The 20,553-nt window shown below is 72.5% G+C and carries 17 protein-coding genes; 8 read left to right on the forward strand and 9 right to left on the reverse strand.

What is annotated here, in order from left to right; genetic code table 11:
- Position 1: 1 nt before the first annotated feature.
- The 3 genes from ACZ6KF_RS19395 (at position 2) to ACZ6KF_RS19405 (ending at position 1,650) form a co-directional block, all read left to right on the forward strand.
- A complete protein-coding gene (locus ACZ6KF_RS19395) occupies positions 2–415 on the forward strand; it encodes a roadblock/LC7 domain-containing protein (RefSeq protein WP_004983065.1) in 414 nt (137 codons plus the stop codon).
- A gap of 94 nt (positions 416–509) precedes the next feature.
- Entirely contained in the window at positions 510–1,088 is a 579-nt protein-coding gene (locus ACZ6KF_RS19400) for a DUF742 domain-containing protein (RefSeq protein ID WP_356637547.1), read from the forward strand.
- Positions 1,069–1,650: a GTP-binding protein gene (locus tag ACZ6KF_RS19405; protein ID WP_093769009.1), complete on the forward strand. Its 582-nt coding sequence runs from the start codon at positions 1,069–1,071 to the stop codon at positions 1,648–1,650. Before ACZ6KF_RS19400 ends, ACZ6KF_RS19405 begins: the two co-directional genes overlap by 20 nt.
- Positions 1,651–1,935: 285 nt before the next feature.
- Here the strand turns inward: ACZ6KF_RS19405 and ACZ6KF_RS19410 are convergent, their stop codons facing one another.
- The 3 genes from ACZ6KF_RS19410 to ACZ6KF_RS19420 all read right to left on the reverse strand — a co-directional run bounded on the left by ACZ6KF_RS19410 (position 1,936) and on the right by ACZ6KF_RS19420 (position 4,769).
- On the reverse strand, positions 1,936–2,130 hold the full coding sequence (locus ACZ6KF_RS19410) for an acyl-CoA carboxylase subunit epsilon (RefSeq protein WP_469239360.1): 195 nt from the start codon (positions 2,128–2,130) through the stop codon (positions 1,936–1,938).
- Between the two features lie 35 nt (positions 2,131–2,165).
- On the reverse strand, positions 2,166–3,749 hold the full coding sequence (locus ACZ6KF_RS19415; protein WP_356632891.1) for an acyl-CoA carboxylase subunit beta: 1,584 nt from the start codon (positions 3,747–3,749) through the stop codon (positions 2,166–2,168).
- Positions 3,750–3,974: 225 nt separating this feature from the next.
- A complete protein-coding gene (locus ACZ6KF_RS19420; RefSeq protein WP_469239362.1) occupies positions 3,975–4,769 on the reverse strand; it encodes an SDR family NAD(P)-dependent oxidoreductase in 795 nt (264 codons plus the stop codon).
- A gap of 228 nt (positions 4,770–4,997) precedes the next feature.
- On the opposite strand from ACZ6KF_RS19420, the gene hpnR reads away from it, so the two are divergent.
- Entirely contained in the window at positions 4,998–6,488 is a 1,491-nt protein-coding gene (gene hpnR / locus ACZ6KF_RS19425) for a hopanoid C-3 methylase HpnR (RefSeq protein WP_356632887.1), read from the forward strand.
- A gap of 1 nt (position 6,489) precedes the next feature.
- On the forward strand, positions 6,490–7,368 hold the full coding sequence (locus tag ACZ6KF_RS19430; RefSeq protein WP_469239365.1) for a DMT family transporter: 879 nt from the start codon (positions 6,490–6,492) through the stop codon (positions 7,366–7,368).
- A 129-nt stretch (positions 7,369–7,497) separates the two neighbouring features.
- Here the strand turns inward: ACZ6KF_RS19430 and ACZ6KF_RS19435 are convergent, their stop codons facing one another.
- Entirely contained in the window at positions 7,498–8,790 is a 1,293-nt protein-coding gene (locus ACZ6KF_RS19435; protein WP_469239367.1) for a glycosyltransferase, read from the reverse strand.
- Between the two features lie 140 nt (positions 8,791–8,930).
- On the opposite strand from ACZ6KF_RS19435, the gene ACZ6KF_RS19440 reads away from it, so the two are divergent.
- Both ACZ6KF_RS19440 and ACZ6KF_RS19445 read left to right on the forward strand, forming a co-directional pair.
- Positions 8,931–9,530 (forward strand): YceI family protein, encoded by a 600-nt coding sequence (locus tag ACZ6KF_RS19440; RefSeq protein WP_356632881.1) that lies wholly within the window; start codon positions 8,931–8,933, stop codon positions 9,528–9,530.
- Positions 9,531–9,677: 147 nt separating this feature from the next.
- A complete protein-coding gene (locus ACZ6KF_RS19445; protein WP_469239369.1) occupies positions 9,678–10,178 on the forward strand; it encodes an N-acetyltransferase in 501 nt (166 codons plus the stop codon).
- A 123-nt stretch (positions 10,179–10,301) separates the two neighbouring features.
- On the opposite strand, the gene ACZ6KF_RS19450 is transcribed toward ACZ6KF_RS19445, so the two are convergent.
- Together ACZ6KF_RS19450 and ACZ6KF_RS19455 are read right to left on the reverse strand one after the other, a co-directional pair.
- A complete protein-coding gene (locus ACZ6KF_RS19450; protein WP_469239371.1) occupies positions 10,302–11,657 on the reverse strand; it encodes a hypothetical protein in 1,356 nt (451 codons plus the stop codon).
- Positions 11,658–11,805: 148 nt separating this feature from the next.
- A complete protein-coding gene (locus ACZ6KF_RS19455) occupies positions 11,806–14,823 on the reverse strand; it encodes a glycoside hydrolase family 3 protein (RefSeq protein ID WP_469158956.1) in 3,018 nt (1,005 codons plus the stop codon).
- A 256-nt stretch (positions 14,824–15,079) separates the two neighbouring features.
- Here ACZ6KF_RS19455 and ACZ6KF_RS19460 point away from each other — a divergent pair, with 256 nt between their 5' ends.
- Positions 15,080–16,957 (forward strand): ricin-type beta-trefoil lectin domain protein, encoded by a 1,878-nt coding sequence (locus ACZ6KF_RS19460; RefSeq protein WP_469239373.1) that lies wholly within the window; start codon positions 15,080–15,082, stop codon positions 16,955–16,957.
- 28 nt (positions 16,958–16,985) lie between these two features.
- Here ACZ6KF_RS19460 and cimA read toward each other — a convergent pair whose 3' ends face one another.
- The 3 genes from cimA to ACZ6KF_RS19475 form a co-directional block, all read right to left on the reverse strand.
- Entirely contained in the window at positions 16,986–18,596 is a 1,611-nt protein-coding gene (gene cimA / locus ACZ6KF_RS19465) for a citramalate synthase (RefSeq protein WP_356632871.1), read from the reverse strand.
- A 316-nt stretch (positions 18,597–18,912) separates the two neighbouring features.
- Positions 18,913–19,503 carry a TetR/AcrR family transcriptional regulator gene (locus tag ACZ6KF_RS19470; protein WP_356632869.1) on the reverse strand — a complete coding sequence of 197 codons (591 nt, stop codon included), beginning with the start codon at positions 19,501–19,503 and terminating at the stop codon, positions 18,913–18,915.
- Positions 19,504–20,550 carry an agmatine deiminase family protein gene (locus ACZ6KF_RS19475; RefSeq protein WP_356632867.1) on the reverse strand — a complete coding sequence of 349 codons (1,047 nt, stop codon included), beginning with the start codon at positions 20,548–20,550 and terminating at the stop codon, positions 19,504–19,506. It abuts the gene before it with no gap.
- Positions 20,551–20,553: the final 3 nt, after the last annotated feature.

Consider the following 20,553-nt stretch of genomic DNA (forward strand, 5'->3'; position numbering starts at 1 on the left):
GATGAGCCAGGCGGCACAGAACCTGAACTGGTTGATCACCAACTTCGTGGACAACACCCCCGGGGTGTCCCACACGGTGGTGGTCTCCGCCGACGGACTCCTTCTGGCGATGTCCGAAGGCTTTCCCCGCGACCGCGCCGACCAGCTCGCGGCCGTCGCCTCCGGTCTGACCTCGCTGACGGCCGGGGCCTCCCGGATCTTCGAGGGCGGCAGCGTGAACCAGACGGTTGTGGAGATGGAGCGGGGATTCCTCTTCATCATGTCCATTTCCGACGGGTCCTCGCTCGCGGTGCTGGCACATCCGGAAGCGGACATCGGCCTCATCGGGTACGAGATGGCGCTTCTGGTCGACCGCGCGGGCACGGTCCTGACCCCGGATCTCCGTGCGGAGCTCCAGGGGAGCCTTCTCAACTAACAGACAGACGGTACGTTTTCGCGTCCCGTGGCCGTAAGGTTTCGGGACGCGGCTCCGCGCAGATGGGTGCCCGGTGCAGTCGGAGGAGGAGAAAGTGGCAACACCCCCAGGTGGTTCGTCTTCGGACAACTGGTCGTACGGTCCCGCCCAGGGCCGGCACGACGGTTCCCAGAACCCGTACAACTTCCCCTCCGCCCCGAGCCACCGGCAGCCGTACACGCCGCAGGGCCCCGGTCCGTCGCCGTACGACCAGCCGTCCGCGCCGCGCATCCAGCCGGTGCAGCCCCGGCGCGCCCCGGAGCCGGCGCCCGGCGGCGGGTCGTCGCACACGCACAACCCTCTGGTGCGCCCGTACGCCATGACGGGCGGCCGCACCAGGCCGCGCTACCAGCTCGCCATCGAGGCGCTGGTGCACACCACCGCGGCTCCGCACCAGATGCAGGGGCAACTGCCCGAGCATCAGCGGATCTGCAACCTGTGCCGGGAGATCAAGTCGGTGGCCGAGATCTCGGCTCTGCTCACGATCCCTCTCGGCGTGGCCAGGATCCTCGTCGCCGACTTGGCGGAGGCGGGCCTGGTCGCCATCCATCAGCCCGGCGGCGACGAGAACGCCGGCGGCCAGCCAGACGTGACACTGCTCGAAAGGGTGCTCAGTGGACTTCGCAAGCTCTAGCGGCGGTCCTTCCCGCTCCACCACCTCCGCGAAGATCGTGGTGGCGGGCGGCTTCGGCGTGGGCAAGACCACGTTCGTCGGCGCCGTCTCGGAGATCAACCCGCTGCGCACGGAGGCCGTCATGACGTCTGCTTCGGCGGGCATCGACGACCTCACCCACACCGGGGACAAGACCACCACGACGGTGGCGATGGACTTCGGCCGCATCACCCTGGACCAGGACCTGATCCTGTACCTGTTCGGCACCCCCGGTCAGGACCGCTTCTGGTTCATGTGGGACGACCTCGTCCGCGGCGCCATCGGCGCGATCGTGCTGGTCGACACCCGCCGGCTCGCCGACTGCTTCCCCGCGGTCGACTACTTCGAGAACAGCGGCCTGCCCTTCGTCATCGCCCTCAACGGCTTCGACGGGCAGCAGCCGTACTCGCCGGACGAGGTGCGGGAAGCGCTGCAGATCGGTCCCGACACGCCGATCATCACGACGGACGCGCGGCATCGTGCCGACGCGAAGTCGGCGCTGATCACGCTCGTGGAACATGCGCTGATGGCGCGCCTGCGCTAGGGCCTGCGGCCGTTTGCCGCCCCACCACGTGCCGCCCTGCCCGCAGGCCGCGTATCCCGCCGCCTGCGGGCAGTCGTGCCACTGGGGGCGGCAGCCCGTCGCGCCGGGCTGCGCAGCGTGCGGCCACCGGGGTGGCGGGTGACTGTGCGGCGCCGGGTGCAGGTGGTTCCTGGCTGGTCGCGCAGTTCTCCGCGCCCCTGGGAGACGTGCCGTGACCTGCGTTCATTTCGGACCGTTCATGCGAAGAGGCCCCTCCTTGCGGAGGGGCCTCTTCGTTGCTGTCTGTCAGCGCCAGCTGTGCGGCGCGCGGAAGCCCGGCTCGCGCTCCAGGCGGCGCCACGCCGCGCGGGGCCGGCCGGCGTGCGCCGGGGTCAGGGCGGGCGTGTGGGCCGCGGCGCGGGCGAGCAGGATCGCCGTGATGGCGGCGACCTCCTCGGGCCCGGCGTGGCCCTTCTCGACGCGAATGTCAGGCACGTTCATGGATGTCAGTCTCCGTGAATGAGGTGTCCGCAGTGTTACTGCGGGGGGTTGCCGTGCTTGCGCGAGGGCAGATCCGCGTGCTTCGTCTGCAGCATCGCCAGCGACTGGACGAGCACCTCGCGGGTCTCGGCCGGGTCGATGACGTCGTCGACCAGTCCGCGCTCGGCCGCGTAGTACGGGTGCATCAGCTCGGACTTGTACTCCTTGACCATCTTCTGGCGCATCGCCTCGGGGTCCTCCGCCTCGGCGATCTGCCGGCGGAAGATCACGCCCGCCGCGCCCTCGGCGCCCATGACGGCGATCTCGTTGGTCGGCCAGGCGTAGGTGAGGTCCGCACCGATGGACTGGCTGTCCATGACGATGTACGCACCTCCGTACGCCTTGCGCAGGATCAGGGAGATCCGGGGCACGGTCGCGTTGCAGTACGCGTACAGCAGTTTGGCGCCGTGGCGGATGATTCCACCGTGCTCCTGGTCGACGCCGGGCAGGAAGCCGGGGACGTCCAGAAGAGTGATGATCGGGATGTTGAAGGCGTCGCACATCTGCACGAACCGCGCGGCCTTTTCGCTGGCCTCGATGTCGAGGACGCCGGCGAGGGTCTGCGGCTGGTTGGCGACGATGCCGACGACCTGGCCGCCGATCCGGGACAGGGCGCAGATGATGTTGCGGGCCCAGCGCTCGTGGACCTCCAGGTACTCGCCGTCGTCGACGATCTCCTCGATCACCTTGGCCATGTCGTACGGCCGGTTGCCGTCCGCCGGGACCAGGTCGAGCAGGACGTCGGAGCGGCGGTCGGCGGGGTCGGAGCACTCGACGCGGGGCGGGTTCTCCCGGTTGTTCTGCGGGAGCAGCGTCAGGAGGTAGCGCACCTCGGCGATGCACGTCTCCTCGTCGTCGTAGGCGAAGTGGCACACGCCGGAGGTCTCGGCGTGCACGTCCGCGCCGCCGAGGCCGTTCTGGGTGATCTCCTCGCCGGTGACGGCCTTGACCACGTCCGGGCCGGTGATGAACATCTGCGAGGTCTCGCGGACCATGAAGACGAAGTCGGTCAGCGCGGGGCTGTAGGCCGCGCCGCCGGCGCACGGGCCGAGCATGACGCTGATCTGCGGGATGACCCCGGAGGCCCTGGTGTTGCGCTGGAAGATGCCGCCGTAGCCGGCGAGGGCGGAGACGCCCTCCTGGATCCGGGCGCCGGCGCCGTCGTTCAGGGAGACCAGCGGGGCGCCGGCCGCGATGGCCATGTCCATGATCTTGTGGATCTTGGTGGCGTGGGCCTCGCCGAGGGCGCCGCCGAAGATGCGGAAGTCATGGGCGTAGACGAAGACCGTGCGGCCCTCCACCGTGCCCCAGCCGGTGACGACACCGTCGGTGTACGGCTTCTTGGCCTCCAGGCCGAACCCGGTGGCCCGGTGCCGGCGCAGCTGCTCGACCTCGCGGAAGGAGCCCGGGTCGAGGAGCAGCTCGATGCGTTCGCGCGCCGTCAGCTTGCCCTTGGCGTGCTGGGCCGCCGTCGCCTTCTCGCTGGGGCCCGCGACAGCCTGGGCGCGGATCTCGTGCAACTCCGCCACGCGGCCGCGCGCGTCCGTCGGCTCGCTCGGCGCCTCATCCAAAACGGTCATGTAGCGACCATACGAAGCCGAGCCCGAAAAGCGAGCCGTCGACTCCGTACAGTCTCCGGCGCGTTTTCCTGGTACCCCTGAACAGAACCAGTGACAGTGGCGGGCTTTCCCACTGTTCACAGGAGTAAGGGCTTGTAGGGGTTGCACAAGGACGTCGTTCGTGCGTCATGCGAGATTCATCCGACCGACGCGCCGCCGGGCCGGTGACGGCGCCCACGGCCGGCTTCAGCCGAAGCGGTCGGCCAGCCGCCGGTACAGCCTAGGCGCGAGGCCGTGGACGCGTTCCGGCAGGGTCAGCCAACCAGGCACGTAGGCGTCGTCCCGGCCGCGGTGGACGGCGTCCCAGACGGCGTCCGCGACACGGCCGGCCGTGGTGGGGCGCGGTCGGGAGCGGCCGTACGGCGTGCCGCGGCGGGCGAAGAACGGCGTGTCGACCGGGCCGGGCACGACGAGGGTGACGCCGACACCGGTGCCGCGCAGCTCCTGGCGCAGCGCCTCGGCGAAGGCGGCGATCCCGGCCTTCGCGGCCGAGTAGACGGCCTCGTCGCGCACGCCGACGCTGCCCGCGACGGAGCCGACCAGCACGATCCGGCCCCGGCCGGCCGCCACCATCGACGGCACGACGGCGCGCACGAGGTGGAGGGTGGCGTTCAGGTCGAGGTTCAGCACCTCGTCGATGGCGGCGTGCGGCATGGTGGTGAACGGCCCCGCCCAGCCGATCCCGGCGCCGGCGACGAGGACGTCGACGCGTCCGGCCGACCGCAGCGCGGCCCGCGCCAGCCGTCGGGGCCCGTCCGGGTCGGCGAGGTCGACGGGCGTCACGACCGCCGGCGCCGTACCGGCCGTCTCCTTCAGCCGCCGCTCGTCGCGCCCGCTGAGCACCAGGCGCCAGCCCCCGGCGGCGAACCGGCGGGCGGTCGCGGCCCCGATCCCGGAGGAGGCCCCGGTGATCAGCGCCACGGGCCGCCGGACGGGACCCTGGAGGGGCGGGGTGAGCTCGGAGGTGCCGGTGTGGGTCACGAGTCGGTCTCCCTGCGCTGTCGGTCCGGTCTGCCGGGACTCGTGGTTCCAAGGACAACGCCACACGGGCGGACCGCGCCAGTCGGGCGGCCGCCCGTTCCCGCGCGGTCACCCGAACCGACGTGCCGGGCGACCACTCCTGGGGGCCGGGGGTGCGGCCAGGCGGCGGTACGGGCGGTGCGGCCCGGTGGCGGGCCGGTTACGAAGGGGACACCCCCGGAGGTGACCATGCGCGTGCTGTTCGTCCATCCCAGCGCCCTGCTGTACTCGGAGATCTTCCTGCGGCTGGAGCCCCTGGGTCTCGAGCGGGTCGCGGGCGCCGCCCGCGAGGCCGGGCACGAGGTGCGGGTCGTCGACCTCCAGGTGCTGAGCCCGAAGCGGCTGCGGGCCGAGGTGCGGTCCTTCCGGCCGGAGGCCCTCGGCGTGTCCCTGAACTACCTGGCGAACATCCCGGAGGCGATCGACCTGGCCGCCGCGGTCAAGCGCGAACTCCCGGGCTGTTTCGTGTTCTTCGGCGGGCACAGCGTCTCCTTCGTCGCGGAGGAGGTCATCGCGCAGGCCCGGGGCGCGGTCGACGCGGTGGTGCGCGGCGAGGGCGAACCGGCGATCGGGCCGCTGCTGACCGCGGTCCGCGAGGGCGGGGTCGAGGGCGTCCCCGGGATCGTCACGGCGACGGGTCTCGGACCCGCGCCGCGGATGCTCCACGGCATCGACGAGCCGCTGCCCGCCCGGGACCTCATGCGGGGCCGGCGCCGGTACTTCATCGGCGAGCTGGACCCGTGCGCGTCCGTCGAGTTCACCCGCGGCTGCCCGTGGGACTGCTCCTTCTGCTCGGCGTGGACCTTCTACGGCCGCAGCTACCGCAAAGCCTCCCCCGAGGCCGCCGCCGCCGATCTGGCGCGCATCCGGGAGCCGAACGTGTTCATCGTGGACGACGTCGCCTTCATCCGGCCCGAGCACGGGGACGCCATCGCGGCGCAGGTGGAGCGGCGGCGGATCCGCAAGCGGTACTACCTGGAGACCCGGTCCGACGTGCTGCTGCGCCACCCGGAGGTGTTCGAGCGGTGGGCCCGGCTGGGGCTGCGCTACATGTTCCTCGGCATGGAGGCCATCGACGCCGAGGGCCTGGAGCTGTTCCGCAAGCGGATCAGTCCCGACGAGAACCTCAAGGCCCTGCGGACCGCGCGCAAGCTCGGCATCCAGGTGGCGATCAACCTGATCGTGGATCCGGCGTGGGACGAGGAACGGTTCCGCATCGTGCGGGAGTTCGCCCTCGCCGTGCCGGAGATCGTGCACTTCACGGTGATGACGCCGTACCCCGGCACGGAGATCTGGCACACCGAGTCGCGCCGGCTGACCACCCGCGACTACCGCCTCTTCGACATCCAGCACGCCGTGGTGCCGACGACGCTGCCGCTGGAGAAGTTCTACGAGGAACTGGTGCGCACCCAGGCCGTGATCAACCGCAAGCACCTCGGGGTGCGCACGGCGTTCGGCGCGGCCCGGGTGCTCGGGCGCAACCTGCTGCACGGGCAGACCAACTTCGCCCGGATGCTGTGGCGGTTCAACAAGGTCTACAACCCGCGCCGCCAGCTCGCCGACCACGCCCTGCCCGTCCGCTACGAACTCCCCCTGCCCAAGCGCCTCGACGTCGGCGACCGCCGCCTGCTGTACGTGCACACCCGCGGGGCGGGGCGGGCGTCCGCGGACCCCGACTAGCGTGCCGGTCGCCGTCCTCGCCTCACTGGCCGCCGGCGTCTGTTTCGCCGTCGCGGGCGTGCTGCAGCAACGGGCGGCGGCGCGGCGGCCGGACGACGAGGCGCTGTCGCCGCGGCTGCTGGGGCATCTGGCGCGCGAGCCGCTGTGGCTGGCCGGCATCGCACTGGCGGTGCTGGCGTACGGATTCCAGTCGCTGGCGCTGGCGTTCGGGCCGCTGAGCCTCGTACAGCCGCTGATCGTCGCGGAGTTGGTGTTCGCCGTGCCGCTGTCGGCGTGGCTGCACCGGATGCGGCTGGGCCGGCGGGAGTGGTCCGGGACGGTGGCGGTGGCCGCCGGGCTGGCGCTGGCCCTGGCCTCCGCCCGCCCGCACGGGGGCCGGCCCGGGTCGGCGGGCCCGCTGTCCTGGCTGCTGATCCTGGGCGCGACCGCCGTGCTGGTGTGCCTGGCCCTGGCGGCGGCCCGGTTGCTGACCGGCCCCTGGCGGGCGTCGGCGACGGCGCTGGCGGCGGGGGCGGTGATGGGGACCCAGTCGGTCCTGCTCGCGGCCACCGTCGAACGCCTGCGCCACGGTCTCGGTCCCACGCTCGGCGCCTGGCAGCCGTACGCCCTGATCGTCGCCAGCGCCGGCGGGCTCCTGCTGATCCAGACGGCGTTCCAGCAGGGCCCGCTCGCCGCGAGCCTGCCGGTGATCGACGCGACGGAGCCGGTGGTCGCGGTGGCGGTGGGCACGGCGGTCTTCGGCGAGTCGCTCCACACCGGCTGGCCGGTCACCGCGATCACGGTGGCGGGGCTGGCGCTGGTGGCGGCGGGGATCGTACGCCTGGACTCGTCACCGGTGATCGCGGCGCTGCACGGGCGGGCGGCGGACGGGGCGGGGTGAGCGGCGGCGGGTGCCCGCCGCCCGGCCGCGCCCCCGTGGGGCGCTGTGGCGGCGGTCCGCCGGCCCGGACGGGAGCCTGCCCGTGCGCGTCGGACGTCACCGGGGCCCTGCCCGCCCGGCAGGCGCCGCTCACCCTCCGGCGCCGCCCGACCGGCCCGCAGGGTTCGCTGCCCGTGCGGGGACGTCGCCGCTCGACGCCGCCCACACCGGCAGGAGGTCCTCCCTCAGCACGCGGTCCCACGTCGGGTGGCTGGTCCGGGCCGTCGTCGCCGACCGGCTGCGCAGCGCCGCCAGCCGCGGTGGGTCGGTGATCAGGGCGCCGAGGGCGTCCGCCCAGGCTTCGGGCGTGTCGTGCCGTACGACGACGCCGTCCTCGCCCGGCGCGGTCAGCCACTGCGTGGTGTGGGCGCCCTCCGGAAGGACGACCGCCAGGCCGCTCGCCATGGCTTCCGCGACGACGTTGCCGCAGGTCTCCGTGCGGGAGGGGAACGCGAAGACGTCGCAGCCGGCGTACACGTCGGCGAGCCCTTCCTGCGGGAGGGGGCCGAGCAGGGTGACGTCGGACCCGAGGGCGCGGCGCACCCGGCCGGCCTCCGCTCCGGAGCCGGCCAGCACCAGGTGGGCCGGGCTGCCGCGGGCGCGCAGCAGGCGGACGGAGTCGGCGAGGAGCGGCAGGCCCTTGGTGGCGTCCAGCCGGCCGGCGAAGAGGATCAGCGGACGGTCCGGCGGGACGCCGTGGCGCCGGACGAGCGCGGACCGGGCGGCGCCGTCGGGGTCGTCGGGGTGGAAGCGGTGCCGGTCGACGCCCCGGCGCAGCGGCAGCACCCGGTCGGGGCCCAGGGCGCGGGCCAGTTCCTCGCGGGCGGCGGGGGTGGGGGCGAGGACCCGTTCGCAGGCGGACAGGAGCCGGTCGCGGCGGCGGGCCAGCGCTCGTTCGGCGCCGGCGGCCAGGGCCTCGCGCGCGGGGCGCGGCCAGCTTCCGGCCGCGTAGCGGCCGTAGACGGCGGCCAGCGCGGGCACGTCCGTGTGCACGGACGCCACCAGGCGCACGCGGCGGGGGGTGCGGCGGGCCGCTCGTACGGCCGTGGAGGCGTAGGCGAAGGCGTGGGTGAGGTGCCAGACGTCATGGCCGGGGAGCAGCGCGGCCAGGCTCGGGTGGTACGGCGCGAGGTCGGTGACGTCCTCCGCGCCGCGGGCGGACGTGAGGCGGGCCGTGCCGATCAGGGGGCGGAGCATGACGAGCCGTACGTGCGGGGACAGGCGTTCGACCCGCTCCCGCTCGCCGAGGAAGTACACCGTGAGGTCGAGCCCGGAGTCGTCCGGCAGCCCGGCGGCGCTCTCCGCGAAGCGCTCCCAGCACTTCACATGGCCGCCCGACGTGGCGCTCCGCATCAGCTCGACCAGGACCGCGACCGAGGGCACGGACGCCGAGTACCACCCACTGGCGTGAATCATTCGGCAGGCCGCCACAACTGTTGAAACTTGAACGGAATAGCGCTACGGTCGTTCCCGTTGGACTCGTTGAACATTCAACAGAAGTCATTCGAGAAGGAGTGCTTGTCATGGGTCTCTTCGGCAACAAGAACACCGCCACCGCCACCGCCACCGACGTCACCCCGGAGCTCGCCGCCCTGACCGGCGACTACACGATCGACGCCGCGCACACCACCATCGGCTTCGTCGCCCGCCACGCCATGGTCACCAACGTCAAGGGCAAGTTCCTCGACTTCAGCGGCGCCCTGCACCTCGACGGCACCGACCCGGCGCGCTCCACCGCCTCCCTCGACGTGGTCATGGACAGCATCAGCACCGGCAACGCCGACCGCGACGGCCACCTGAAGAGCGCCGACTTCTTCAAGACGGACGAGTTCCCGACCATGACCTTCCGGTCCACCAAGGCGGAGGCCCTCGGCGGCGACGACTACCGCATCACCGGCGACCTGTCGATCCTCGGCGTCACCAAGCCGATCACCATCGACCTGGAGTTCAACGGCGCCGCGAAGGACCCGTTCGGCAACGAGCGCGTCGGCTTCGAGGGCAAGGCCGAGCTGCTGCGCTCCGAGTGGGGCCTGACCTGGAACGCGGCGCTGGAGACCGGTGGCGTCCTGATCTCCGACAAGATCAAGCTCACCTTCGACGTCTCGGCCATCAAGAACGCCTGACGCCCCCGGCGCCGCCCGTTCGGCGCCCCCGGAGCGCGCCCGCCCTCCACTCCCCCTACGAGAGGGCGGGCGCTCGGCGTGCCCGCTCCCGCCGGACCCCCGGATATTGCCGTGCGCCGGGGAAAACCGCAGGCTAGCCTCGCGCCCATGACCTGGTTGCCGCGTGACTTCGAACATCCCCTCCGTGTCGAGATACCCGGAGGCGGCGGGCATCGGCTGCGACCGATCAGCGGGGCCGACGCGCCCCTCGACTACCCCGCGGTGATGGGCTCGCGCGAGCGGCTGTGGTCCCTGTTCGGCAAGGCCTGGGGCTGGCCCTCGGCGACGATGTCGTACGAGGCGAACGAGGCCGATCTGGTGCGGCACGCCGCGGAGATCGACGCCCACCAGTCGTTCAACTACACCGTCGAGACGCCGGACGGCAGCGACCTGCGCGGCTGCGTCTACATCGACCCGCCCGAGAAGGCGGGCGCGGACGCCGACATCTGCTGGTGGGTGGTGGACGCGGAGGCCGGCGGCGAGCTGGAGCGGGCGCTGGACGCGTTCGTGCCGCGGTGGATCGCCGAGGACTGGCCCTTCGAGCGGCCCCGGTACATCGGGCGGGACCTGACCTGGGACGAGTGGCTGGCGCTGCCCGACCACGGCTGACACCCGTGGGCGCCCGGGACCGCGCTCCTCGCCGCTCCCGGCACCGGCATCGGGCCGGAACCCCCGGCCTGGAACCCCGGGCCGGAACCCCCCGGCCTGGAACCCCGGGCCGGAACCCCAGGTCTAGAACCCGCCTCCGAAGTCCCCGCCGCCGCCTCCGAAGTCCCCTCCTCCGCCGAAGTCGCCGCCGCCGAACCCGCCGCTGAAGTCGTCGGTGTCGAAGTCGGCGCCGGAGACGTCGCCGCCCTCGTACCCGCCGGACTCGCCGTACCCGGCCCCGTAGTCGGCCGCGTACGCGGGGGCCGCCATCATGCCGCCCAGCATCGTGCCGAGGAGCAGGCCGGGCAGGATGCCGCCGCCGAAGTAGCCGCCCGCCCAGGGGCCGTAGGCCGGACCCGCGTCCCAGTAGGGACGGCGGCCGTACTCGGTCTCCACCTCGCGGACCATGGGGTCCACCCCGTCGGCGAGCCGCGCCCGGTCGGCCGCGCACACCGGCACCTCGCGGGTGGCTCCGCCCGGTGGCGTCCAGGTGGCGTCGGCGACGGACGGGCCGTGGCGCGGGTCGAAGAAGCAGGGCGGCCGGCGTTCGGGCAGCGGGCGGCCCTCGCGCCGGGCGGCCAGTGTCGCCAGGGCGAACCGGCCGTCCTCCAGCGCCTGGGTCACCCCGCGCACGTCCTCGGGCACCCGCGCGGAGGCCATGGACGACTTCGCCTTGTCGTAGGAGTCGAGCGCCCGTTCGTAGTCGGCGCGCATCGCGTCGTCCGCGCCCGGCTCGCCGGGGTGGAAGTCGAGGCGGTCGAGTTCCTCGCCGAAGGCGGTGATGTCCTCGTCCACCACGACCCGCAGCTTCTCCAGCGCCCTGCGCTGCTCCTCCTCGTGCCGCCGCCGGTTGCGCCGCACCAGCGCGTACGCGCCCGCGCCGCCCGCCGCGAGGACCGCGCCGGTCGTGACCAGCGCCGTCGTGGAGACGCCGTCGCCCGAGCCGCCGCTCCAGCCGCTCGGCGCCGAGCCGCCGATGTTGCGCACCGCGCCGTCCACGAAGTCGTTGAGCTGGGCCTTGGGATCACCCGCGCCCTGCACCGCGGAGGCCAGGTTGCCCACGGCCGCCCGGCTCATCACGCTGCCGTCGGCGCGCGCGTCGAAGCGGTCGCCGAGGCGGATGCCGTACAGGCCGGTGACGCCGGTCTCGGTGCGCAGGTTCCGGAAGAGGTCCTGCGTCGGGTAGTCCTCCGGGAGGACGGCGACGAAGACCGGTTTGTCCGCGTCCTCGATCTTGTCGGCGAGCGCCTCGGCGTCGGCCTCGCTCAGCAGGCCGGCGGCGGCCGGGTCGACGTAGACCGGACTCTCGCGCAGGTGCCGGGCGATCTCGGAGACGTCGGTCTGCGCGTGCGCGCCCGGCGCGCCGGCCGTCAGCACGGCCATCGCGGCCAGGGCGGGCACGATCAGCGAACGGATGAGGACACGCAACACGTCCTTCATATGTTCGAAAGTACCCGAATCGACAGGGTTCGGACATCGATTCCGCCGGGGATTTCTCCCCGGCGGAATCGACGAGGCCCGTCCGGGACCGACGCGGTCCCCTCCGTGCCGTCGTTGCGCCGTGCGAGTGCGATGGGCCGCCGCGCCGCTACGCCGCCCGGTAGGCCGCCGTCAGCCGCTCCACGGCCGCCCCGTACCGCCCGGTCAGCAGCAGCCGGTCCGCCTCCGCGAAGGGCTTGGCCTCGGCCGGCGTGATCTCCTGGCCGATCCGCTGCTGGACCAGCAGCCTCGCCCGGCCGACCAGCGCGCGCCCGGCCTCCTCGGATCCGGCCCGTTCGGCGGCGCGGGCCGCCACGCCGAGCGCCTTGAGGGTGAGCGTGCCGCCCTCGGGGACCCTGGTCAGCGTGGTCAGGCCCCAGCCGAACGGGAACTGCGGGTCGTACGAGGCGTCGCCGACGTTGATCGGCAGCTGCCCCGCGGACTTGGGCCAGGTGACGGGGAGCTGCCCGGTGAAGGGCCGCTTCCCGTAGAGGACGTCGGCCACGCCGTCGCCCTCGGTGCCCGGAAGCCACGACGCCACCAGCGCGTCGATGGCGTCGAGCCGGTCGCCGATCAGCTGCGGCCGGCCCGAGACGACCAGCACCGCGCACTTCATGGCCGCGCAGACCTTGTCGACGGCTTCCTTGTCGGCGGCGGACAGCTCCAGGTCGTGGCCGTTGCCGACGTCGCCCGCGCCCTCGGCGTACGGGGTCTCGCCGACGACGACCACGCCCACGTCGTGCCCGTCGAGCGGGGCCGATGCGTCCTTGGACCAGGTGATGTCGCCGCCCGCCCGGCGCAGGCCCTCCAGGACGGTGGTGCCGGGGGTGATGTCGCCGGAGGCGCCCTGCCAGGTGACGGTCCAGCCGCCGGACTGGTTGCCGATGTCGTCGGCGTTGGATCCGGCGACGTACACCTTCTGGCTCGTGCGCAGCGGCAGCAGGCCTCCGCCGTTCTTCAGCAGGACCTGCGACTTCGCCGCCGCCTCGCGGGCGACCGCGCGGTGCGCGGCGGAGCCGATCGCGTCCGCGCCGGAGGTGTCGGCGTAGGGCCGCTCGAAGAGGCCGAGGCGGAACTTCTGCGTCAGGATGCGCGCCACGGCGTCGTCGATCCGCCGCTCACCGATCCGGCCGGCCCGCACCTCCTCGACCAGGGTCGTGTGGAAGCCCCGGTAGTCGTACGGGACCATGATCATGTCGAGTCCGGCGTTGACGGACGTGCGCACGTCGGAGGCGTAGTCGCCGGGGATCTGGTCGATGGCCGCCCAGTCGCTGATGACGAAGCCGTCGAAGCCCATCTCGTCCTTGAGCACGCCGTTGAGCATGTCGGCGCGGGCGTGCATCTTCACCGGGCCCTGTCCGTCGCCGATCAGGTCGAGCGAGGAGTAGGACGGCATGACCGTGCCGACGCCGCGGTCCACGGCGGTGCGGTACGGGGACAGGTGGACGGCCTCCAGCTCCTCGCGGGTGACCCTGGTGACGCCCTGGTCGATGGTGTACGTGCCGGTGGTGGAGGAGCCGTACGCGGTGCCGCCGTCGCCGACGAAGTGCTTGGCGGTGGCCAGCACCTTGTCGCCGCGGTCCAGGTCCTTGCCGTTCGCGCGGCCCTGGAGGCCCTGGATCACCGTCTCCATCACGTCGACCAGCGCCGGGTCCTCGCCGAATGCCTCGTAGGAGCGGCCCCAGCGTTCGTCGCGGGTGACGCACAGGCAGGGCGCGAAGTCCCAGGGAATGCCGGTGGCGCGGACCTCGGCGGCGGTCACGGCGCCCGTCTCCTGCGCGAGGCGGGGGTCGCGGGTCGCGCCGATGCCGATGTTGTGCGGCATGATCGTCGCGCCGACCAGGTTGTTGTGGCCGTGCACCGCGTCGACGCCGTAGATCAGCGGAATCTGGAAGCGGGTGGCCTGCGCCCGCAGCTGGAAGCCGTCGATCATCTTCGCCCAGGCCTCGGGCGTGTTGGGGGTGGGCGTGGAGCCGCCGCCGGACAGCAGCGAGCCGAGGTCGTACGCCGCGATGTCCCCGGCGGCGGTGAGCGCCCCGCGCTCGGCCTGGGTCATCTGGCCGGCCTTCTCGGCCAGGGACATCCGGGACAGGAGATCGGCGACGCGCTTCTTCACCGGCAGCCGCTCGTCGAGGTACGGCAGCCCGTGGGCGTCGACCACGACCTGCGGGGTCTCGGCGGGGGGCTTGGCGCCGGTGACGGTCAGCTTCAGCGGGATCGTCTCGGCGGACTCCGCCGACCGGTCCTTCAGGGTGCGGACCTCCACCGTGCGGCTGGCGCCGGAGGCGGTGCCGGCCGGGAAGGTGAACTCGCCCTCGACGGGGGTGTAGTCGGCGTCGGAGGCGGTGCCGCCGGCGGTCTCGTAGGAGACGGTCACGGGCTCGTCGAGGGGCGCTGCGCCGGTGGTCGCGACGGTGATCTCGACGGTCGCGCTGCCGCCCTCGCGGACCGGGTGCACGGCCGCGCCGGTGACGACGGAGGCCCGCAGCGACTGATCGGCCTTCCCGTACAGCTCGACGCCGTCCATGGCGAACTCGCCCTTGAGGCCGACGGGAAGGGTGAGCGCGTAGCCCCAGACCTCGTTGAGGCCGAGGATCTGGTCGATGCCGCCGACGGGCTGGTAGTCGGTGCGGTAGGTGAAGTCGGCGAAGGGGATCTCCAGCTGTTTCCAGCCGGTGAAGTCGTCGGTGAAGGAGGTCGTCCACAGTTCGGACGCGCCGCCGTGGGCGCCGCCGTCCTTGAGTTCGAAGGCGATCCTCTTGCCGGTGTCGCGGCCCTCCCACCACAGGCGGATGCCCCGGTGAGCGGACCAGTCGTGGGCGGGCTCGGCGGAGGCGAACTCGTGGGTGAAGCCGCCGTAGCCGCTGATGTCGTAGGAACCGGCGAGCACCCGCTCGCCCTCGGGGGCGTCGGCGCGGGCGTCGAGCCGCAGCGCGGGCGGGTCGTCGGTGTCGCTGCCCCAGGTGAACAGGCCCTCGGCGGGCGGGTTCGCGAACGGGACCTCGCCCTCGAAGCGGTCGATCGGAACGGGGGCGGGATCGTCGGCGCCGGACGCGGAGCCCGCGGCGGCGAGCGGGAGCAGTCCGGTGAGCAGGGTGGCGCAGGCGAGCAGGGCGGTTCTTCGCATGGGAACGTCCCTCGACTCTCGTAGTCCACGGAAGACTCTCGAAACCACTTACGTCTTAGATCATCGCGTGAGTTAACTGGCGGGTCACGGAACCGTCAAGACTTCACGTCAGAACCGGTACAGATGCAGCAGCGGGCGCGATCCGCGCGGTCGTCGCTTCGGGAACTGAACACGCGACCTCTTGACGGGTCTGAGGAGCCGTCATTTACTCACGGCTCGCACGCCCCCACTTCCCCACACAGAAGGGCGGCGCTCCATGAGGAGATCCCCCAGAACGCTCCGGCTGCTGCTCGCCGGGCTGCTGAGCACGGCCGGTCTGACCACCGCCTCGGTCACCTCCGCGGCCCCCGCGCACGCGGCCGGCGAGCAGATCACCGCCCACCTCACCACGACCGACGACGCCGGCGGGCGCAACGTGGTCCGCGGCCTGCAGCCCCAGGCCCCGTTCGCCTTCCAGCCCGGCTCGGGCGGCGGCGGCGAGAACATCACCGTGGACGAGAACACCCGCTACCAGACCTTCACCGGCGGCGGCGCGTCCTTCACGGACACCGCGGCCTGGCTGATGGACGGCAGCGGCGCGCTCTCGCAGGCCACCCGCGACGACACCATGCGCAAGCTGTTCTCGCCGACGGACGGCATCGGCCTGTCGTTCCTGCGCAACCCGATGGGCGGCTCGGACCTCGCACGCTTCGGCTACACCTACGACGACCTGCCGGCCGGGCAGACCGACCCGGACCTGTCCGAGTTCTCGATCGCGCACGACCTCCAGGACGTCGTGCCGCTGACCCGGCAGGCGCGGCAGCTCAACCCGGCGCTGACGGTGATGGCCTCGCCGTGGACGGCGCCGGCCTGGATGAAGGACAGCGGGCAGCTCAACGGCGGCTGGCTGAAGGCGGAGCACTACGGCACGTACGCCGCGTACTTCGTGAAGTACGTGCAGGCCTACCAGGCGCAGGGCATCCCCGTCGCGTACGTCACCGCGCAGAACGAGCCGACGTGCTGCGCGGGCTATCCGTCGATGAGCTGGAACGCCTCGGGGCTCGCCTACTTCACCAAGAACGAGCTGCTGCCCAAGCTCCAGGCGGCCGGTCTGTCCACCAAGGTGCTGGCGCACGACTGGAACTGGGACACCTACGACGCGTACGCCGCCCGGACGGTGGACGACGCGGCGGTCCGCGCGCACCCGAACTTCGGCGGCGTCGCCTGGCACGGCTACGGCGGCGACGTCGCCAAGCAGACGGCCGTGCACGACCAGTACCCGCAGCTGGACGCGTTCGGCACCGAGCACTCGGGCGGCACCTGGATCGCGCACCAGCAGCGCGAGGACATGATGAACATCATCGACTACACCCGCAACTGGGCGAAGTCGGTGACCAAGTGGTCCCTCGCGGTGGACCAGAACCGCGGTCCGCACAACGGCGGCTGCGGCACCTGCAGCGGACTGATCACCGTGCACAACGGCGACGCGCGGCACGGGCAGGTCGACTTCACCGTCGAGTACTACACGATGGGCCACCTGACCAAGTTCGTGAAGCCGGGCGCCCACCGGATCGCGTCGACACCGTCCGCGTCGGTGCCGAATGTGGCCTGGCGCAACCCCGACGGCTCCAAGGCCCTGATCGCCTACAACGACGCCACGACCGCGAAGACGGTGACCATCAACTGGGGCGGCCAGCACGCCACTTACTCGCTGCCGGGCCGGACGTCGGCGACGTTCACCTGGTCGGGCACGCAGTCGGGCGGCGGCGACCGCACCGGGGCCTTCGTCGGGCTCGCGGGCAAGTGCCTCGACGTCGCCGGGGGTTCGTCGGCGAACGGGACGGCCGTGCAGCTCCACGACTGCAACGGCACCGCCGCCCAGCGCTGGACGGTGCGGGCCGACGGGTCGGTGCAGGCGCTCGGCAAGTGCCTTGACGTGACGTCGGGTTCGACGGCGGACGGGGCGAAGGTGCAGCTGTACGACTGCAACGGCACGGGCGCGCAGCAGTGGTCGTACAACGCCTCGACGGGCGACGTGGTGAACCTGGCCGCGAACAAGTGCCTGGACGTCACGGACAACTCCTCGGCGAACGGCGCCCGCGCGCAGATCTGGTCCTGCACGGGCGCCGCCAACCAGAAGTGGCGGCTCCAGTAGGAGGCAGCCGCCGGGGCCGGCCGCCGTCCTAGACGGCCGGCTCCACCCCGGCCCGCAGCAGGCCGTAGGTGTAGGCGTCCTCCAGGGCCTGCCAGGAGGCGGCGATGACGTTCTCGGCGACGCCGACCGTGGACCACTCGCCCGTGCCGTCCGAGGTGGAGATCAGCACCCTGGTGGTGGACTCGGTGCCGTGGACGCCCTCCAGGATGCGGACCTTGTAGTCCACCAGCTCCAGCTTGGCGAGCTGCGGGTAGATCTTCTCCAGGGCCACGCGCAGCGCCCGGTCGAGGGCGTTGACCGGGCCGTTGCCCTCCGCGGTGGCGACGATGCGCTCGCCCTTGGCCCACAGCTTGACGGTGGCCTCGTTGGCGTGGCTGCCGTCGGGGCGGTCCTCCACGATCGCCCGCCAGGAGTCGACCTCGAAGTACTTCAGCGCCCTGCCGTCGACCTCGGCGCGCAGCAGCAGCTCGAAGGAGGCGTCGGCCGCCTCGTACGTGTAGCCCTTCAGCTCGCGTTCCTTGACCCGCTCCACGACCCGGCCGACCAGTTCCCGGTCGCCGCCGAGGTCGACGCCCAGCTCCTTGCCCTTGAGCTCGACGGAGGCGCGGCCGGCCATGTCGGACACCAGCATCCGCATGGTGTTGCCGACCAGCTCGGGGTCGATGTGCTGGTACAGGTCGGGGTCGACCTTGATCGCGGAGGCGTGCAGGCCCGCCTTGTGGGCGAACGCGGAGACGCCGACGTAGGGCTGGTGGGTGGAGGGCGTGAGGTTGACGACCTCGGCGATGGCGTGCGAGATCCGGGTCATCTCGCGCAGCTTGCCCTCGGGCAGGACCTTCTTGCCGTACTTCAGCTCCAGGGCGGCGACGACCGGGAAGAGGTTGGCGTTGCCGACGCGCTCGCCGTAGCCGTTGGCCGTGCACTGCACGTGCGTGGCGCCGGCGTCGACGGCGGCGAGGGTGTTGGCGACGGCGCAGCCGGTGTCGTCCTGGGCGTGGATGCCGAGCCGGGCGCCGGTGTCGGCGAGGACGGTGGCGACGACGGCCTGGATCTGCGCCGGAAGCATGCCCCCGTTGGTGTCGCACAGGATCACGACGTCGGCGCCGGCCTCCGAGGCGGCGCGCACGACGGCCTTGGCGTACTCGGGATTGGCGCGGTAGCCGTCGAAGAAGTGCTCGCAGTCGACGAAGACCCGGCGGCCCTGCTCGCGCAGGTGGGCGACGGTGTCGCGGACCATGGCGAGGTTCTCGTCGAGCGTGGTGCGCAGCGCCAGCTCCACATGCCGGTCGTGGGACTTGGCGACCAGGGTGATCACCTCGGCACCGGACTCCAGCAGCGCCCTGACCTGCGGGTCCTCGGCGGCGGTGGCGCCCGCGCGACGGGTGGAGCCGAACGCGACCAGCTTGGCGTGCCGGAAGTCGATCTCCTGCCGGGCACGGGCGAAGAACTCGGTGTCGCGGGGGTTGGCGCCGGGCCAGCCGCCCTCGATGAAGCCCACGCCGAAGTCGTCCAGGTGCCGTGCGATGGCCAGCTTGTCGGCGACGGTGAGGTTGATGCCCTCACGCTGCGCGCCGTCGCGCAGGGTGGTGTCGAAGACGTGGAACGCGTCGTCGAGTTCGCTGGTTTCCGTCTCGGTCATGGTCTGAACGCTCCTGTGTTGGATCTCGGTCTACCGGAATGACCGGCTCCACCGTCCTCCAATGATCCCCCGCGCGGCGGTTCCGGCTTCAGGTGGGCCAGAAACGCGAAAAACCTCTCGCGGGTGCGAGAGGTCTGCGCGCGGGTCGAGGACGACGATGGCCGCCCGCACCTGGTCGTGCGAGGCGGTCACTGCGGACCGGCGCGCCTGCTGCCAATAATCATGGCGAACGAGAGCACGTCGGCAGTGTGGCACAATCCGCATGGTCCGCTCACGGCTGTCTCAGGATGCGGGCACGCCGTCCCGGCAGTGGAGATCACCCGAGCCCGGCGTCCAGGAACTCCCGGACGTGGGCGAGCACCTGTTCCCGGTCGGCGCCGCGCAGCCCGACGGCGACGTGGATGGAGAACCCGTCGAGCAGCGCCCGCAGCCGGGCGGCGAAGCGGTCGGGGTCGACGTCGCGGAACTCGCCGCGCGAGACGCCCTCGGCGAGCAGGGCGACCAGGTCGCGGTGCCAGGCGCCCTCGATGGCCGCCTGCCGGTCGCGGGCGTCGTCGTCGGCGTTCTGCGAGCGGTTCCAGACCTCCAGCCAGAGCGTCCAGTGCGGGTCGCGGTGGCCGTCGGGGACGTAGAGGTCGACGTAGGCGTCGAGCCGTTCGCGGGCGGGGCCGGGGCGGGCGAGCAGCCGGGCGCGCTCGGCGCCGAGCCTGCCCTCGCTCCACTCCAGGGTGCGCAGCAGCAATTCGTCCTTGCTGCCGAAGTAGTAGAGGAGGTGCCCGCTGCTCATGCCGACCGCGCGGCCGAGCGCCGCCATGGTGAGCTGTTCCAGACCGCTCTCGGCGATCATCCCCATGGCGGCGGCGAGCACGTCCTCGCGGGGCGGGGCGTTCTTCCGCGCGCCGGCCATCTACGGCTCCTGGATCCTCGGCTGTTGCTGGGTGATGCAGTGGATGCCACCGCCACCGGAGAAGATCGTACGGGCGTCGACCGGGGTCACCGTCCGCCCGGGGAAGAGGCGGCGGAGGATTCCGGCGGCGGTCTCGTCGCGCGGGTCGTCGAAGGCGCACAGCACGACGCCGCCGTTGCAGAGGTAGTGGTTGATGTAGGAGTAGTCGGCCCAGTGGCCGTCGGCCTCCAGGACGGTCGGGGCGGGCACCTCCACGACCTCCAGCCGGCGTCCGCGCGCGTCGGTCTGCCCCCTGAGCAGGCCGATGACCTCCCGGGTGATCTCGTGGTCGGGGTGGGCGGGGTCGGGCTGGTGGTGGGCGACGACGACGCCGGGGCGGGCGAAGGCGGCGACGATGTCGACGTGGCCGAGGGTGCCGTAGCCGTGCGGGGGGTAGTCGGCGGTGAGGCCGCGGGGCAGCCAGATGGCCTTGCGGGTGCCGAGGCAGGCGTGGATCTCCGCCTCGACCCGCTCCTTCGTCCAGCCGGGGTTGCGCTCGGGGCCGAGCTGCACGGTCTCGGTGAGCAGCACGGTGCCCTCGCCGTCGACGTGGATCGCGCCGCCCTCGTTCACCAGCGGTGAGGCGTACGTCCGCGCGCCCGCGAGGTCCGCCACCTGCGCGGCGATCCCGGCGTCGTGGTCCCAGCGGGCCCAGTGCTGGGCGCCCCAGCCGTTGAACGTCCAGTCGACGGCGGCCAGTTCGCGCCCGTCGGTGAGGAAGGTGGGGCCGATGTCGCGCATCCAGGCATCGTCCAGCTCGCGCTCGACGGTGTCGATCCCGTCGCCGAGCAGGCGCCTCGCCTCGGCCGACCGTCCGGGCCCGCACACCACGGTCACCGGCTCGAAGCGGCGGATCGCACGGGCGACCGAGGCCCAGGCCCGGTGGGAGGCGGCCAGGTCGTCGGGGTCGTCGAAGGTGGGGTTGGGGCCCGGCCACGCCATCCAGGTGCGTTCGTGAGGGCTCCACTCGGCGGGCATGCGGAAGCCGTCGGCGGCGGGGGTGGTCATCTG

Source organism: Streptomyces sp. NPDC046379 (assembly GCF_055587785.1).

Coding starts and splice junctions, on each gene's coding strand:
- ACZ6KF_RS19395 (WP_004983065.1), top strand. CDS start 2: ATGAGCCAGGCGGCACAGAACCTGAACTGGTTGATCACCAACTTCGTG.
- ACZ6KF_RS19410 (WP_469239360.1), bottom strand. CDS start 2,130: ATGAACGTGCCTGACATTCGCGTCGAGAAGGGCCACGCCGGGCCCGAG.
- ACZ6KF_RS19415 (WP_356632891.1), bottom strand. CDS start 3,749: ATGACCGTTTTGGATGAGGCGCCGAGCGAGCCGACGGACGCGCGCGGC.
- hpnR (WP_356632887.1), top strand. CDS start 4,998: ATGCGCGTGCTGTTCGTCCATCCCAGCGCCCTGCTGTACTCGGAGATC.
- ACZ6KF_RS19440 (WP_356632881.1), top strand. CDS start 8,931: ATGGGTCTCTTCGGCAACAAGAACACCGCCACCGCCACCGCCACCGAC.
- ACZ6KF_RS19445 (WP_469239369.1), top strand. CDS start 9,678: ATGACCTGGTTGCCGCGTGACTTCGAACATCCCCTCCGTGTCGAGATA.
- ACZ6KF_RS19450 (WP_469239371.1), bottom strand. CDS start 11,657: ATGAAGGACGTGTTGCGTGTCCTCATCCGTTCGCTGATCGTGCCCGCC.
- ACZ6KF_RS19455 (WP_469158956.1), bottom strand. CDS start 14,823: ATGCGAAGAACCGCCCTGCTCGCCTGCGCCACCCTGCTCACCGGACTG.
- ACZ6KF_RS19460 (WP_469239373.1), top strand. CDS start 15,080: ATGAGGAGATCCCCCAGAACGCTCCGGCTGCTGCTCGCCGGGCTGCTG.
- cimA (WP_356632871.1), bottom strand. CDS start 18,596: ATGACCGAGACGGAAACCAGCGAACTCGACGACGCGTTCCACGTCTTC.
- ACZ6KF_RS19470 (WP_356632869.1), bottom strand. CDS start 19,503: ATGGCCGGCGCGCGGAAGAACGCCCCGCCCCGCGAGGACGTGCTCGCC.
- ACZ6KF_RS19475 (WP_356632867.1), bottom strand. CDS start 20,550: ATGACCACCCCCGCCGCCGACGGCTTCCGCATGCCCGCCGAGTGGAGC.